Source organism: Crocinitomicaceae bacterium (assembly GCA_016708105.1).
Classification (GTDB): Bacteria; Bacteroidota; Bacteroidia; order Flavobacteriales_D; family Crocinitomicaceae; genus JADJGJ01.
Map to the genome: position 1 here is coordinate 280466 of JADJGJ010000004.1, position 16072 is coordinate 296537.

A 16072-nucleotide genomic window follows, 5' to 3' on the forward strand; every position below is an offset into this window, starting at 1 on the left:
AAACGAGAAAGCAATGAAAAGAAAAATCATCCTATCAGCCCTTGTTTTAATGTCATTGACGGCAGGAGCACAACAATTACCTCAATTCACGCAATACACATTTAACCAATACGCATTCAATCCCGCTTATGCCGGTACCACCCCGACATGGGAGGCGGTGACCAATAATCGCTATCAATGGGTAGGCATTACAGATGCTCCGAGAACATTTACACTTTCAGCTCAGGGGCCTCTGAAATTTGAGAACAATGCATTAGGCGGATATTTGTACACCGACAATGTTGGTCCAACCAGAAGACTAGGCTTTCAATTTTCCTACGCATACCAAATCCAGTTGGATGATAATCTAAGACTGTCGTTTGGTTTATCAATGGGCTTTAATCAATGGATGCTTGATGCAGATAAGGTGACCACCTATCATCCCGGAGATTTTTATTTTTCAAACGGCTTACTTAAAAGTGAAGACTTGGACGGTAAATTCGGGTTATACCTTTATCATCCTGATTGGTATATTGGCGCAAGTATTGAACAAATGTTGCACAACAAAATGACCTTCCTTGCAACACAAACTTCTTCAGAAAGTTTTATGGAAGATCATTTTTATTTTCATGGAGGCTATACTTTTCATTTAGGCGAAGACTGGGACCTTGATCCGTCTTTTCTTTTAAAAATGGGTTTACCCGCTCCGCTGAAACTTGACATTGGACTCAGAGCTACGTATAAACGCGCAGTATGGCTTGGTGGAGGATTCCGCACGCATGATGCGGCCTATGCGTTAATTGGGTATTGCTATAAAGATCAACTCAGAATTGGGTATTCATTCGATTTTACAACAACAGATCTGCGCAATTACAGCTCAGGTTCACATGAGTTAATGATGGCTTTTGTTTTTGGTCATTTCAAGAGAACACCAACAAACAGTGCTTCAATGGAATAAATTTATATCTTGGCTGAATTATTTTCAAGCCCATGAAAAGTTCAGTTTTACTTGTTGCCCTGTTTATCAGTGTATTTTCATTTGCGCAGGACATCACACAAACCATTCGCGGTACGGTTTCAGACAGTGAATCCAATTATCCTTTGTTTGGCACCAAGATAAAAATCAACATCAGTGCCGATAAAACAATTGGAGCCATTAGTGATGATGAAGGAAATTTTGTTCTCACGCAGGTTCCGGTTGGTAAGCACACGGTCATTTTTACCTCAGTAGGATATGAGTCTAAAGAGGTAACGGTGATTGTTACTTCAGGAAAAGAAGTGGTGCTGAACGTGCAGCTTACAGAATCAGTTATTGTTAGCGAAGAGGTGGAAATAGTTGCCGTGAAGCAGGGAGAAACTAATAATGATATGGCTACTGCCAGCTCACAATCATTTTCTATTGAAGAAACCAATAGATATGCCGGTAGCAGGGGAGACCCCGCAAGAATGATGTCTAATTACGCCGGTGCGCAAGGCACAGATGACTCGCGGAATGACATTGTCATCAGGGGGAATTCACCGCTTGGAATAATTTATCGTATTGAAGGAGTGAGTATACCAAACCCAAATCACTTTGGAATTGCCGGTTCAACAGGCGGACCTGTATCTATTCTCAACAATAAAATTCTCGATAATTCAGATTTTTTCATGAGCGCTTTTCCGGCAGAATATGGAAACAGTACCAGTGGAATTTTTGATCTTAGATTGCGTCGTGGCAATAATAATATTCATGAGTTCTCAGGACAATTTGGCTTGCTGGGGACTGAGGTATTATTTGAAGGACCTCTCTCATCAAATCACAAAGCAAGTTATTTAATTTTAGGGCGCTTCTCCACTCTAACACTGATGGATAAAATGGGAATTTCTTATGGAACAGATGCGGTTCCGGTATACGGAGACGGGGCGTTTAAATTTGATTTTCCACTTAAAGGAGGTAGCGCAATTTCATTTTGGGGTATTGGTGGATCAAGCAGCATTGACATCATGATTTCAGATCAACTTGTGCCTGCTCAAGATGCTTATGGAGAACAAGACAGAGATCAACACTTCAACACCTATATGATGACAACGGGGTTGACATTGAAAAAAACAATTAATGAGAATTGTTTTCTCAAAACCTCAGTTGCTTACTCTGCTCAAAACCAAAATAGTGAGCATGAGTATATATTGAGACATCTTGGGTCTGACAGCGCTTGGGTTTATGATGCTGATCCGTTTACGATGATGGGGTATGAGTTTAAAATTTCTACCGGCTCAGCATATTTTTCGGTGAATCAAAAATTTGGACCAAAGCATGTGATTAAGTATGGGTTCAATGCTGATCTTAACTTTTTTCAAATGCGTGATTCTATTCGCAATGACATATCTGATTCAACATCGGCCTTTTATTATCGGTGGGATTATAACAATGTTGAGCCCGGTTTGCTGGGGCAAATTTTTATTCAGTGGAAGTATAAGATTGGTGAAAAAATCACCCTGAATACAGGTTTGCACAGTCAGTATTTTTCATTCAGCAATTCATTTTCTCCCATTGAACCACGAGCGGGAATTAAGTTTGATTTGACAGATAAACAAACATTGGCTTTTGCTACCGGGATGCATTCACAAACACATCCTTTGTATTTGTATACTTACCACAAAATTGACAGCGCAGGCAATAAAATCTACCACAATCAAAACATGGATTTTTTAAAGAGCATACATGGTGTGTTGAGTTATTCAATCAGCCTGAAAGGATCTCTGCAAATTAAAACTGAAGTATACTACCAATATTTATATGATGTGCCGGTTGAGGTTGTTCCATCTGCATTTTCAATGCTTAATCAAGGTAGCGGATTTGCACGTTTCTTCCCTGACAGTTTGCAAAATACCGGAACGGGAGCGAACTATGGTGTTGAACTAACGGTGCAAAAATTCTTTGATAAAAGTTTCTTCTTTTTGGCTACCATGAGTTTATATCAGTCACAATATACGGGCAGTGACGGTGTGCTGAGAAACACAGACTTTAATGGAAATTATATTACCAATTTACTTGCGGGAAAAGAATTTAAAGTTGGAAAAAACGACCAACACACGCTTGGCTTTGGAGTAAAAGTAACCTATGCCGGAGGAAAAAGATATGGCCTTATTGATACAGTTGCAACCAATGACTTAAAAGAACTGGTTTATCTTGATTCAGCCTATAACGAATTGCGTTTCAGAAATTATTTCAGATTAGATTTTAAGGTAAATTATGTAATCAACGCCAAAAAAACCAGTCATGAAATAGGACTTGATTTAGTTAATTTATTGAACACGCCAAACATACTTGGGTTAACCTATACCCCAAATCCTGACAACCCATCACAGCCTTATGCTGAGCGTTTGCAATTAGGCTTTTTGCCGCTGTTCTATTATAAAATAGATTTTAAAGTGGCCGGTAAGCCAGCCAGTTAAAAGTTTATGTAACATTTTAAAAAAGCATGCGTTTAACAGGACAGAATTAAAAAACCCAAATACATGAATAGCTGCCTTTCCTGTGAAAAAGAATTCGGTGGACGATCAAACCAAAAATTTTGTTCTGTTGCATGTAAAAACCGACACCACAACGCACAGAACAAACAGAAGGAAGCCGTGGTGCTGAAGGTCAACAAATCACTGCACAGAAACTGGACCGTGCTGAACAAATTGTACCAGATTTATCGTAGCACACCTATTTCAATTGATATTGTCACTGCTTATGGTTACAACCCCACGTATTTTACGCATGTCCACAACAGCCCTATTGGCGAAAAGTATACCATGGTATATGATATTGGATTTAAAAATCACATAGATAACAAAATTCAAATTTTTCCTGCGCCATAATATCGTTGACATTTATCGCTCATCTGAGATCGAGCTAATAAAAAATGCATCGTACCAAAACAATTGTCACAACACCATTTGCAATCAAAATCACGGTTGTTTAATTGACTGTTGAAATAGTTTTTGCCTAAACCTTTGCTGCGCCACTTTGCGGGGAATTAATTCTCACGCTTTGGTGTTTTGTAATGAATTGTTACTTTTTTCTTTTCCTGAATTGTAAGATTGAGATTTTTTAACAAACGGACATGTAATAAGGACTTACATTCGGTAAAAAGAGAAATAATTTTCATGGGGGCGATGTACAAAAAAATGTTGATCATTTCGGCAGCAATGGCTTTGATGGCTTTTGGGTTAATTGAAATAGCTGAAGCCGAAAAATCAAATGGAAAAAGTACTGAAAATTACTCGGCCAAAATTAAAACCAATCTCAAACAGCTCACAAATAAAAACATTGAGGTCTCGCATGAACTGCCTGATACCATTACATTTCAAGTTGCAGATGTTGAACCGGCGACCAGTTTATTAAAAACAGATGAGGCGCAGAAAATTTTTGAAAGTAAAATTGGCAAAGAAATTATTTACATGCCTGATGAGCATCAAGATTCATTGGTTTACGCGCAAGGCAATGTGTTCATCCAAACCCTTCATCGTGCGTTTGATGAACACAGACCGTTGATGTTGTCACCAGATATTATCTGGCTCACCATTTGTCAAGGAGTTGCAATACATATCAATGAAAAAATTGATTCGCTTGAAGACGTGATCTTCATTAAACAAAAACCAAACGAATTGGTTGTGCGAAACGATTCCCTCCTTGTTGATAATGCCCAATGGGCCAACGTGCTCACATCACTTCAATATGAGGTAGAAAAATACATGAAAAAAGAATATGGTGATTTTTTTGTTCCGCAGTTTTCTACTACCACGGCTGCAACAAAAACGGTGTATAGAATTACGGCGCTTCATTCGTTCAAAGAGGTGTTTACTTATATTTCAGAGTCGGGCTGTGGCATTCCTTCTATTTCATTGACTGGCACGCGTAATGACTGGGTGCGCGTTCAAAACAACTTGAAATACTTATCTGATTTTGGAATGGACTTCTGGCGCATTGAATTAGAACCCATCATTCAGGAATTCATTCATGTATATGACGGAAAAATAAATGTAGATTTCTGGAACCGGATCTACAAGGATATGGAAGAATATGGAGGCATGTTTATTTCAGGCTGGTGTTTGAAGCTGTTCCCATATACAGAGGGTTTAGAATTCTCTGAGAAATTTTCTGAAGAAGATGAGTATCCCAAGGGAGAAAGAAAATACTATCGCAACAAATATCTTCAAGGGACAGATTATTTATTGAGCAACCTGTCTACTGATGATTTACCATCAGGCATTCTTGATATCACGATTATTTGGAAAAATTACTTCCAAAATATAACAGAACCAATGCATATTTACGGAGGTTTTTTTGCAATAAAACAACATGATGACTTTACACTTGAACCAATGATATCATGGGCGGTTTGCAAAGACAAGGCAAGAGAAACCGAGCATGAAATGGTGTGGAATTCAACCATTGTCAATAAACATGACATCAATTATTGGGCACCGTTTATTCTGAGTAAAGTTGACCATGCGCCTATCTTTCATCCAACGCGTTTTGACAGCAGCAGTCAAAGTTTATCTTATCTGTCTAATCTGTTGCAAGATTCTCTTACTGCAAATTTTGGATTAGAGACATTCACGAATGACACGCTTTCATTTATTGTTTTGTCCAATGGAGAAATTACTCAAGTTACTTATTCAGGTAAAAATGATCAAAAAAAGTATTTGGAGAAAATATTATTATCCTACAATCAACAATGGCAACCGGCAAAAACGATGTCGCAAAATGTATACAGAATGCGGCGTTCTGGAGATTTTGTCAATCAAATGATGGCGGTAAATTATAGGGTTAGCTTCATTTTTAAACCATGATTTAAAACAGGCATCAGTGCGGTAATTCTGCTTGATTAAACATCATTCCCCAAATGCTGTTATTTTTGTAGACCATTAAACCGCTCCTGATCATGTCTAAACATTCATTTCTTTTTCTGTTTATTCTGTTATTTTCTACTTCACTTTGGAGTCAGGAAAAAAAGAAAATTGATTACCATGCTTATGATGAATGGAAAACAATACGCACGCATCAGTTATCAAAATCAGGAAAGTATTTGTTCTATGATGCTGCTCCGCTTGAAGGAGATGCAACGCTATATCTGAAATCAACGGCTGACTCTTTTGCAAAAGAATTTAGCCGTGCAAAAAATCCAAAATTCAGTAAAGATGAAACGTGCTTTGTTTTTTTAGTTGAGCCTGAATATGATACCATTAGAAAATTGAAATTAGCTGAAACGCCAAAGGACAAATTACCAAAAGACAGTTTGTTTATTTTTCGTCCGCTATTAGATTCATTGTATAAAATTCCGGATGTAAAATCATTTCAATTTGCTGAAGAGGGAAACTATTTAGCCTGGTTGTCACATAAAGATCCGCGAACTGATTGTCCAAAAGAGCCTGAGAAAAAGAAAAAGAAAAAAGCAAAAAATGCCTGTGTAAAAAATCCTACCTCCGGAACACGGTTGATACTTTATAATTATCAAAACGGACATGAGAAACAGTTTGATTGTGTGACCGGATATCTTATTAGTAAAAATGGAGATTATTTGCTGTACACCCAAAGCCACAAGGGCAAAAAAGACACCCTCTCACTCTGGTTTTATAATGTGGCAGACAGTACGACCACGTTGCTGCTGGATTATCAATACGCCATCAATTCATTTACGCAAGATGAAGCTGGAAAACAAGTTGCCATTTTAGCAAGTGCAGACACCAACAAGACAAAAAATTTCAGCCTCTATTATTTTGATTATGCTACAAAAAATTTGACGTGTCTGGTGGATTCAACATCCGTTGGCATGCCTGATAATTATACCGTGAGTGAATTTGGTAAACCGGCCTTTAGTAAAGACGGTGAAGTATTATTTTTTGGCACGGCACCACTTCAGTTAGCTGATGTAAAAGACAGCTTGTTATCAACCGAGAAAGCAAAAGTAGATATTTGGGGGCCTAATGATAACAGAATTCAACCTGTGCAGTTAACTGAACTTAGTTCAGATCAGAAAAAGAATTACAAAGCGGCTTATTATTTTGAGCAAGAAAAATTTGTACAACTTGGTTCTGAAAAAATTCCAACAATCAGAAATGATCTTTTTCTGAATTCGCCTTATTTGCTTGGTAGTTCAGACAGCGCTTACCAGCGTGAAGCAACGTGGGCATATCCATGGAAATCTGATTATTTTGTAATTGATCGCACCAGCGGTAACATTGTAAATGAATTAAAAGGATATGCCAACACAGTTAGTTTGTCTCCGGCAGGTGAATTTATTCTCTATTATGCAAGTATTGATTCTGCCTGGTTCGCAAAAAACGTAAACACTTCAGAAATTCAAAATCTTTCAGACAAAACAGAAGATTTATTCGCAGCAGATAATAATGGATTACCTTCTGTTGCTGATGAAGAAGGTTTTGCCGGTTGGACTTTGATTGATGGTAATGAGTATGCCATTATTGCCGCACGATTTAACCTCTGGTTTTTCTGCCCGGCTGATAACTCAAAAAACTTTAGTTTACAAGTGGGTGAAAATGCAAATACAAGAGAGAAATTAAATTATTATCGTTTAGATTCTGACAGCCTATACACCGATATTCACGCCAACTATGTCATTGGTATAAATGATCTCACTAAAAAAGAAACGGTATATAAAATTACGCGTGCTGACAACACATATTCACTTAAGAAACTCATATCATCTGATCATAAATACACCTCCATTTTGAAAGCAGAAGAAGCAGATTTAATTTTGTTTCGTCGCATGAATTTTACGGTGTACCCTGATTTAGAATTAACGAATACGGTTTTTGAAAATCCTGTAAAAATTTCTGACATCAACCCACAACAAAATGAATATAATTGGGGAACGGTTGAGATTATTTCATGGACAAATTATAATGGCAAACCACTGCGTGGATTATTATACAAGCCTGAAGATTTTGATTCAACAAAATCATACCCCATGATCGTGTACTTCTATGAAAAATATGTAGATGATGTGCATTTGTATTATGCACCAAAACCAACCGCATCAATTGTATACGCTACTGAATATGTAAGTAACGGGTATATTATTTTTATCCCTGACATTGAATATTTACCGGGTTATCCGGCACAATCAGCGTATGATTGCATCATGAGCGGAACCGACCATGTGGTGCGAACATACCACTGGATTGATTCAACTCGCATGGGCTTACAAGGTCAAAGCTGGGGCGGATATCAAACCGCACAATTAGTCACCATGACCAATCGCTACAAAGCAGCTATGGCGGGTGCACCGGTAAGCAATATGTTTTCAGCATACGGTGGTATCAGATGGGGTAGTGGTTACAGTCGGATGTTTCAATATGAAAGAACGCAAAGCAGAATTGGGTATACTATTTGGGAACGACCGGATTTATACATGTTGAACTCACCCTTGTTTGGTTTACCTAAGGTGACAACGCCATTATTAATTATGAGTAATGACGGTGATGGAGCCGTTCCGTGGTATCAGGGAATAGAGTTGTATATGGGTCTCCGCCGTCTGGGAAAAACGGCGTGGTTACTTAATTATAACGGAGATGAACATAATTTGATGCAACAGGCAAACCGTCGTGATTTAAGCATTCGCATGCGCCAGTTTTTTGATTATTACTTGTTGGGTGCGCCTGCGCCTGAATGGATGTTTGAAGGTGTACCGGCAATTGAAAAAGGAAAAAATTACGGACTACAACTAGAAAATTTAACGCGTTAATCGTTTAATTGTGGTTTTTTTTGTAACTTGTCATCATCAATGAAACGACTGCTTGTCATAGGGTGTTTTTTTTCTCTCCTCAATTCGGGTGGATTTTCTCAAACCAGTGTTGAGATTCCTAATATTTTTACACCAGACAATGACGGCATTAATGATTACTTCAGAATTTCTAGTGTTGGGTATGATGCGCTTACTTGTACCATTTACAATCGCCACGGAGAAGTGATGTATATTTTTTACGGTCTGCACGGTTCATGGGACGGTTTTACCCATGCAGGAGTAAAAGCCAGCGCCGGAACTTATTTTCTTTTAGTAGAGTTAACCCTGCCTGATGGTTCAACTGAAATGCGTCAGGGAACATTGCAGGTATCATACTGATTAAATACTTTTTCACGTTTTGTTTTTCTGCGCTAAATGCTTGATTTAACTCAGTGTTGATTGGTGTGGGAAAACGGGTTTGAGATCACCAATTTTTTTAAACAGGCCTGATTGCAATTCGGATTATTAAAAAAGTTTTTGGTCTTGCTGGTAGGTTACCGTAAGTTCAGTCCTTTTAATAAAGGTTGCGATGCTGCTTTTATGGGGCCGTGGAATATCCTTTATTACCAATTAATTTTCAGGTAATATAATTTCTATTTCATCTTGTGTTGAAGGCGCAGGTCGTTTGTTTTCAACTTCGCGAATCATTTGAAAAACTAACCAAACCAAAAATCCACCTACCAAAATTTTGATAAGGAACATCCAGGGAAACTTTTTTTCAAAACGTTTGTACTTCCCTAGGTTTAAATCATAATCAGTTTCTTCTGTGCTTTCCATGTGATAGTCTTTTCAAAGATAGTGATTGGTTTTGATGAGGTTGGTAATCCTCCGCGTTTGTGTTTGGGCGAATGCGATTCGCCCCTACGGTAACCCGCTGCGTTTGCGCATTGTCTTGTCGCTAACAAATCTTATGTTTGTAATTAGAACAACGTTTAACCCGAACGCATGCAAACAGTAGAAATTATAGGTCGTAGAATTGTTCGTTTTCTTTCCATGATATTTTTTCAAACCTATGGGTTTAACTGGTTGGTTGTACTATTTCTGCTTGGTTTTGGCACAGTAACTAATGGGCAATACAATCTGGAAATATATAATCTGGAAATGCTTCAATTAAAAGGACCGGTGAAAACCCTCACCGTTAAAATGACCTGTGATGAAGAGGTGAATAGTTTTTCAAAAACAGACACTAGTACTTGTATTGAAGTTTTGAATTTTACACCTGCTGGATGGATGTCGTACTACTGCCATTACAACAAGTATGGAAAAGTATCTAAGCGCATTTATGCTGAATATAATTCCATGCATCAATTGATTGATTATGCTACCGTACAATTTGGAGACACTATTCATTACCAAGCGGTTTATGACATGTTAGGATTTATGTTAGGGTATACAGTAAAATCTGACGGAAAGATAATTGAACAGGTTATTTACAGTCCAAAAGACGCAAGTGGAAAATCAAAGGTGGAAATGTATGAACGAGGTGTGTTGACCAAAAATGGGCATCAAATTTTCAATGAACTTGGTTTTCTTGAAAGAGAAGAGATAAATGACGTATTTCTGAATGAAAAAACCACGATCAAATATTTATATAATGATTCCCTGCTGATTTCTGTTGAATCAGAAGACTATAAATATTACTACGAGTACGATGAACATAAAAGGCTGATCTATTTAAAAGAGACAACCGGAGACTATACCGTTGTGCAAAAGATGGTTTATAACGAATGGGGCGATATGATAGAAATGTCTGCTCAAGAAGCCGGAAAATTTTCTGACAGGTATGTGTATGAATACAATGAAAAGCGCAAGCTGATATCAACCAAAGTGTATTATGCACAAGATGAATTAATTTCTACCAGCACGGGAGAATATGATGAAGAAGGAAACCTGATTAAAGAAGTGACTATTGATTACGTTGGTCAACCCGGGGAGAAAAAAATTCAAACAGAATACGAATATGACAATAGAGGCAACTGGATCAAATCAACTGTTTCAGTCACGATGATGGGCATGGCAGTGGTCTCAACTAGCACTACTCGGGTTATTGAGTATTATTGATGATTTAGTTTTGAAGTACTATTTCATTTGTTTTTTCCCAAGCAGATTTTGAATAAAATTACTTTTCTCCATACATCTTTCACAAAAGAGCGTTCTCAGGGGTTCATAGTCAAATGCTTGAAATGGTATTTTACATTCATCAAAAAACATATTACACCATATCGTTGTATCCATTTCTTCAGCAGCCTGTATCACATCGTTATACCAAGTCTGTGAACCATCAGTTGAAATGTGCTGATATCCCAAGGGAAGTATATATGCCATTACAGAATCGTCATGAGCAAAAGGCTGCATCAATTCTATTGCCGGATAGATTTGCTGAAAATAAACCGCCGTTTTTCCAAGCTGAATTGCTTTGCTTCCATTCATAAGATTGTAGTTTTCATAAAATTTGTAGAGCTGTGCAATTGATTTTATTGCATTACCACTATACTTCATTGGTTCTTTTGCAAAAACAGCATTTAAAAGCAAAACATTCAAATTAAAATTTAGTTTGTCAATGTTTAATTTGGCGGCGGGGTCAGACCGATATGATGGTTCCATTTGTTCAAGTAACGAGAGTAAGTATTGAAGCTTGTCAAAATCTGCTGAGTTGGTTTTAAAGTAGAAATCAATACTGTTACGAATTAAAATAAATAAAAATTCAGGCAGAATATGCGTTGGATCTTGGCAGTTCTGATGAATGTATTCGATATCTATTAAATAATTATCCTGCCAATGGTTGTTTTTACTGAAGGCTTCACTGAATTCAAGTCCGTATAAAACGTATGCCTGGACTAATGGATGATTGTCTTTGTATTGGGCTGGCATTTTGATTGTGGCTAAAAATTCTGGTTCAATTTTTCCTTGCACAACTTTGCTATGTACGCACTCGTATAAAAAGTAAAACCCTTCAAGATAATTCGTGACACTGCGTTTTGCTTTTGTTAATGAGTCAATTCCATGATTGATTATTTTTATTTCCTTGGCAATAAAATACTCCAGGTTTTCGTCGGTTGGATGAATGGAACAATATAAATCAATTTCACCTCGCCTTTCCATTTTCAGGATATCTTCTATTGCGTCAAATCCAATTTTAGTTAATTCAGACAACACTTCAGACTGAGACATAGAACTTAAATACTTCCATTTTGAGCTGTTTGAAACGGCCTTATAAAATCCTTTCCAATCAGTTGAGGTGGTCACTCTAACACGTGCTATTTGTTCTTGATTTTGAAGTAGAACACTCATAATACTTTCAGCCCGTTTAATCTGAAGCCGATAATTTGTTATAGAATCACCTTCAATGGAAGAGTATGCATGAATATGAACCGAATCAAGGGAATAAGCTATCTCATCAAGCGATTGTATGAAAGGTTCAATGTCTTGTCTGGTGAACTCATATTTCCCTTTTTCAAACGGAATTGAAAAATGAAGTGATCGAGATTCGGGTTGTATATAACAATGATCATCAGCTGAAGCCGGAATAAAATCAGTAGGTTGATAGTCTTGAATAATTTCACCACAATAACCGGTAAAAACATCAAACCGACATATTTGTTCGTTCTGAATATAAATTAAATTATGTGCCCAATAACCATGAATATTGCGAGGAACCCTACCAAGTGAAACCTCAAAATATTCATGGCTATAGCGCTCCAACTTGTACTTACCAAACCGGTTAAAAAAATCAACAGAATCTGCTTGAAATATATAGGAAAGAAATCGCACATCCCTTTTTACTTTTCGTTTTTTAAAACCTTTATAAAGATCTTTTTTAAACAGAGGCTTGATGATATATCCGTTGAGCATTGTTTGTCCATTTCTTCTGCTGGGTTTTGTATAATATGCCGGATTACCGCACATGTAATCATCAAAGCTTACTATCTCAACTGCAAAACCATCAAATCGTTTATTCAAAAGATTTTTTACATAATTAGCGTCCTCTATTCGCAAAATGAAGTTGTTGTTTTCTATCCGAAGCGTTATAAATGGTCTGTCATTAGCTGACAGGTTGCATGTGTAACAGTTTTCAGGTTTATCATGTCGTAAATCAAATTCATACTCATAGTCTTCAAGTAGTATTCTTTCTATGTGGTTAAAACTGTCTACCAATTTTTTTGGTGAATAGTCAGAATACGGGAACATCGTTTTGTTTTCAGTGAATGAATATTGATAATCCGCGATAGCAAATTTCTGACAAGCAAATACCCTTTTGTTTAATGTGTCTAAACTAATGGCTAACCCTGTCAGTTGATACGAAGGAGTAATAATATTCTTAAAATGCCCTGGAGAATTTACCCATGCGTTTACCATGGCATCAGCGAGACCTTGATACGACCGGGTATCAAATTCACTCCCGTCTTTGCCACGCACCAAGCGATTGTAGGGCGTGAATAAAATATTCTCACCAACTCTGTAGTTTGTTGCACCAAAATAATTGACTCTGTCTTGTGGGTTTTTTGTTGAATCAGACTGATCTTCTGTGTGCGACAACATGCCGGTGCGCACCATGTATTGAGCATGAAATGATGAAGCTACATATAAAATTGAGTCATTAATCAAAGGCTCACATCCGTGATTTTTCCTTACCTCATCCACTCCTGTTTTGATCAAATGTTCAAGGTAGACATAATCAAAATTTCTTGCATCAACATTGTCTTGTCGTTGTGAGTGAACAACAAACTCACAAAACAATAGCAGAATGCACACAGGTAATTTCATTGTTGATCAGCGAAATTAGCAATTGAGTGGATGATTTGTATTATTATTTCTCATTTAATGAGCGCATTTGTATTGCAATGTATATAATAAACTCCGTTTTACAACCAATTTTATACATGCTCATCTGCATATAAAAAATACTGTGCAAACACCTTCTGTTTTTCTCTTATCTTTGATCATGACCCGTTGTCTAAAAATCGGAATCTTTTTTTTATCCCTTCAAGTGTGGGGACAAAAATTTGCTGATGTCAATTATTATTTGGTTGACTCATTGGAGTATGACAACATATTGCCCGAGTACCAGCAACTCATCAACAACAGCTTATCCTATTATCATAATGCTGAAACCGATATAGACCGCATTAATGCGGTAAACAATATTGTGAAACTTTGTTGGGATGAAAATGTTTGGCCAAAATATAATTATTGGGTGTATGAATTCACGTCAGAAAAATTAAAAGAACCACAAACTGATTCAGTGCGCACCCTCATGTTACAAGCGCTTGCCGGTTCAATGTATTATATTGGCTGGAACTATTATGTGGCGGCTGATTATGAGAAATGTCTTTCATTCTATACTGAGTGCAAAAATATTTATACTGAAATTGGGGATTCAATTGGCATTTCTAATGCGCTGGACAATATAGGCAATGTATATTTAGCCAGAGGAGAATCAGCCATTGCGCTTGACTTCTATAGGCAGGCATTGGTCTTGCGAGAGCAGCTTAATTACTCCATTGGCATGGCGGCGTCGCTGACCAGCATTGGCTCAGTTTACATGGAGCATGGTGACTATCTAAACGCGTATGATGAATTGAAAAGAAGTTTATTGTATTATGAAGAGGTGAATTATATTCCGGGTATTTCATCTGCACTTAACAACCTTGGGTTTATTGAGTATTATTTTGGTAATAAAGAGGGGGCAATGAATTATTTTCAACGCAGTTTAGCGATAAAAATACAAATAGGAGACAAACAGGGAGAAGCCATTTCGTATACTCAACTTGGACTGATCTATTATGATGAAGGCAATTATAAAGAGGCGCTCAAGTACTACAAAAAGGGACTAATTCTCAATCATGAAATTGGAAGTAAACGGGCTGTTGCCGGAAACCTACAAAATATTGGCATGGTGTATTTAGCACAGCTGAAATTCAAAAAAGCGATTTCATATTTCAATAAAAGCCTTGTGCTTTCACAGCAAATTGGTTTGGTAAATGAAAAAAGGATAGCATTAAAAAGCCTATTTGATACACATGTAATTCAAGGTAATTTTGAAGCAGCGGAAAGTGAAATATCAGAAATAATTGCCATGCGGATGCATGATGTGAATGTCAACTTTGTCATTCTCCCTGAACAGAAAAAAGAATTGTACTTCAATACCATGGTGGATGATTTCATGGATTTATACGCATTTGCAGAATTGAGAAAAAATGAGCATCCTTCAATTACCGAATTGGCTTACAACAATGCGCTTGTATTGAAAGGGCTGCTACTTAAGTCGGCCACTGCCATGCGTGACGCAATTCATGGAAGTGGTAATGCCAACTTGATAGAAACCTATACAAAATGGATTGCCTTGAAACAAGAAATTGCTAATGCTTACGCTAAGGGATCTGAATATGAAAATTTAGAAAAATCAGCAAATGAACTTGAGCAAGAATTAATAAAAAAATCTGCTGCTTTTAGTGAATATCATGCAGCTGATGATGTTGATTGGAAAGATATTCAAACCCATTTAAAACCCGGTGAAGCTGCAATTGAGTTTGTACATTTCAACCCGCTGAACATGAATGACACCGCTATTCATTATGCAGCTATGATTATTACACCCAATTCTGTTTACCCTGAAATGGTAAGTATTTGTTCAAGTCAAGAACTTGAAAAAACGCTTGGTTTGGTACAAACAAATAATTTGACGTATGTACAAAATTTGTATGGCACAAAACAAAAACCAAATCAAACTTTGTATCAATTAATTTGGAAACCACTTGAGCAATTTCTGCTTGATGCAAATACGCTGTTCATATCAGCATCTGGACTCATTCACAAAATTTCATTGTACGCATTGGCTGATGAGCAGAACCGCTTTTTATGTGACAAGTATAATCTGGTGCCGCTTAGCAGCACAGCACAAATAGCGACATCAGATAACTATCAATTTGAAACCAGCGGAACCGTGACTCTTTTTGGAGGCGTAAAATATAGCACAGACAAAACGCAGCATGTGTGTGCGCCCCGCATGAGCGGTAGCGCACCCGCCGCAAGCTATTCAAAAAGTTTAAAATTGCAAATTAAATTTCAGAAAAGCAAACGGTGGGTGAAAAGTTTCCAGAGGATGAAAGTTCCTTAATTGCGGAAGTAACGTTCCAAAATTTAGCAAGTCGCAAGGTGGTTGAGAGTGATCTCAGCACTGAAGGAAGCGAGACTGCAAAAGTTGGTACTGAAGAACATGAAGTACATAAGAGGCTAATTAAAATGGATGGCAGCACACCATTGTGAAGTCCAAAGAACACAAGAAATTTTAATTAGTAGATGTAACAGGAATTGAC

At 37.3% G+C, this 16072-nt stretch carries 10 protein-coding genes; 8 read left to right on the plus strand and 2 right to left on the minus strand.

Translation table 11 applies throughout. From position 1 onward, the window contains the following. Positions 1–13: 13 nt before the first annotated feature. The 6 genes from IPH66_16995 to IPH66_17020 all read left to right on the plus strand — a co-directional run bounded on the left by IPH66_16995 (position 14) and on the right by IPH66_17020 (position 9095). Positions 14–937: a type IX secretion system membrane protein PorP/SprF gene (locus IPH66_16995; GenBank protein ID MBK7131040.1), complete on the plus strand. Its 924-nt coding sequence runs from the start codon at positions 14–16 to the stop codon at positions 935–937. A 32-nt stretch (positions 938–969) separates the two neighbouring features. Then, positions 970–3414 (plus strand): TonB-dependent receptor, encoded by a 2445-nt coding sequence (locus IPH66_17000; GenBank protein ID MBK7131041.1) that lies wholly within the window; start codon positions 970–972, stop codon positions 3412–3414. Between the two features lie 63 nt (positions 3415–3477). Next, entirely contained in the window at positions 3478–3825 is a 348-nt protein-coding gene (locus tag IPH66_17005; GenBank protein ID MBK7131042.1) for a hypothetical protein, read from the plus strand. Positions 3826–4134: 309 nt separating this feature from the next. Beyond that, entirely contained in the window at positions 4135–5802 is a 1668-nt protein-coding gene (locus IPH66_17010) for a DUF4419 domain-containing protein (protein ID MBK7131043.1), read from the plus strand. A 92-nt stretch (positions 5803–5894) separates the two neighbouring features. Further along, positions 5895–8717 carry a prolyl oligopeptidase family serine peptidase gene (locus IPH66_17015; GenBank protein MBK7131044.1) on the plus strand — a complete coding sequence of 941 codons (2823 nt, stop codon included), beginning with the start codon at positions 5895–5897 and terminating at the stop codon, positions 8715–8717. A gap of 39 nt (positions 8718–8756) precedes the next feature. Continuing rightward, positions 8757–9095 (plus strand): gliding motility-associated C-terminal domain-containing protein, encoded by a 339-nt coding sequence (locus tag IPH66_17020; GenBank protein ID MBK7131045.1) that lies wholly within the window; start codon positions 8757–8759, stop codon positions 9093–9095. Between the two features lie 231 nt (positions 9096–9326). On the opposite strand, the gene IPH66_17025 is transcribed toward IPH66_17020, so the two are convergent. Then, a complete protein-coding gene (locus tag IPH66_17025) occupies positions 9327–9533 on the minus strand; it encodes a hypothetical protein (protein ID MBK7131046.1) in 207 nt (68 codons plus the stop codon). 168 nt (positions 9534–9701) lie between these two features. Here IPH66_17025 and IPH66_17030 point away from each other — a divergent pair, with 168 nt between their 5' ends. Further along, positions 9702–10817, plus strand: coding sequence for a hypothetical protein (locus tag IPH66_17030; protein ID MBK7131047.1), 1116 nt, complete (start codon positions 9702–9704; stop codon positions 10815–10817). Positions 10818–10835: 18 nt separating this feature from the next. Here IPH66_17030 and IPH66_17035 read toward each other — a convergent pair whose 3' ends face one another. After that, positions 10836–13520 (minus strand): hypothetical protein, encoded by a 2685-nt coding sequence (locus IPH66_17035; protein MBK7131048.1) that lies wholly within the window; start codon positions 13518–13520, stop codon positions 10836–10838. A 142-nt stretch (positions 13521–13662) separates the two neighbouring features. On the opposite strand from IPH66_17035, the gene IPH66_17040 reads away from it, so the two are divergent. Then, a complete protein-coding gene (locus IPH66_17040) occupies positions 13663–15873 on the plus strand; it encodes a tetratricopeptide repeat protein (protein MBK7131049.1) in 2211 nt (736 codons plus the stop codon). Positions 15874–16072 lie beyond the last annotated feature (199 nt).

What these genes read in the sequence shown, in the direction of transcription:
- IPH66_16995 (MBK7131040.1), top strand. Translation starts at nt 14, where the DNA reads ATGAAAAGAAAAATCATCCTATCAGCCCTTGTTTTAATGTCATTGACG.
- IPH66_17020 (MBK7131045.1), top strand. Translation starts at nt 8,757, where the DNA reads ATGAAACGACTGCTTGTCATAGGGTGTTTTTTTTCTCTCCTCAATTCG.
- IPH66_17005 (MBK7131042.1), top strand. Translation starts at nt 3,478, where the DNA reads ATGAATAGCTGCCTTTCCTGTGAAAAAGAATTCGGTGGACGATCAAAC.
- IPH66_17035 (MBK7131048.1), bottom strand. Translation starts at nt 13,520, where the DNA reads ATGAAATTACCTGTGTGCATTCTGCTATTGTTTTGTGAGTTTGTTGTT.
- IPH66_17010 (MBK7131043.1), top strand. Translation starts at nt 4,135, where the DNA reads ATGTTGATCATTTCGGCAGCAATGGCTTTGATGGCTTTTGGGTTAATT.
- IPH66_17015 (MBK7131044.1), top strand. Translation starts at nt 5,895, where the DNA reads ATGTCTAAACATTCATTTCTTTTTCTGTTTATTCTGTTATTTTCTACT.
- IPH66_17000 (MBK7131041.1), top strand. Translation starts at nt 970, where the DNA reads ATGAAAAGTTCAGTTTTACTTGTTGCCCTGTTTATCAGTGTATTTTCA.
- IPH66_17025 (MBK7131046.1), bottom strand. Translation starts at nt 9,533, where the DNA reads ATGGAAAGCACAGAAGAAACTGATTATGATTTAAACCTAGGGAAGTAC.
- IPH66_17030 (MBK7131047.1), top strand. Translation starts at nt 9,702, where the DNA reads ATGCAAACAGTAGAAATTATAGGTCGTAGAATTGTTCGTTTTCTTTCC.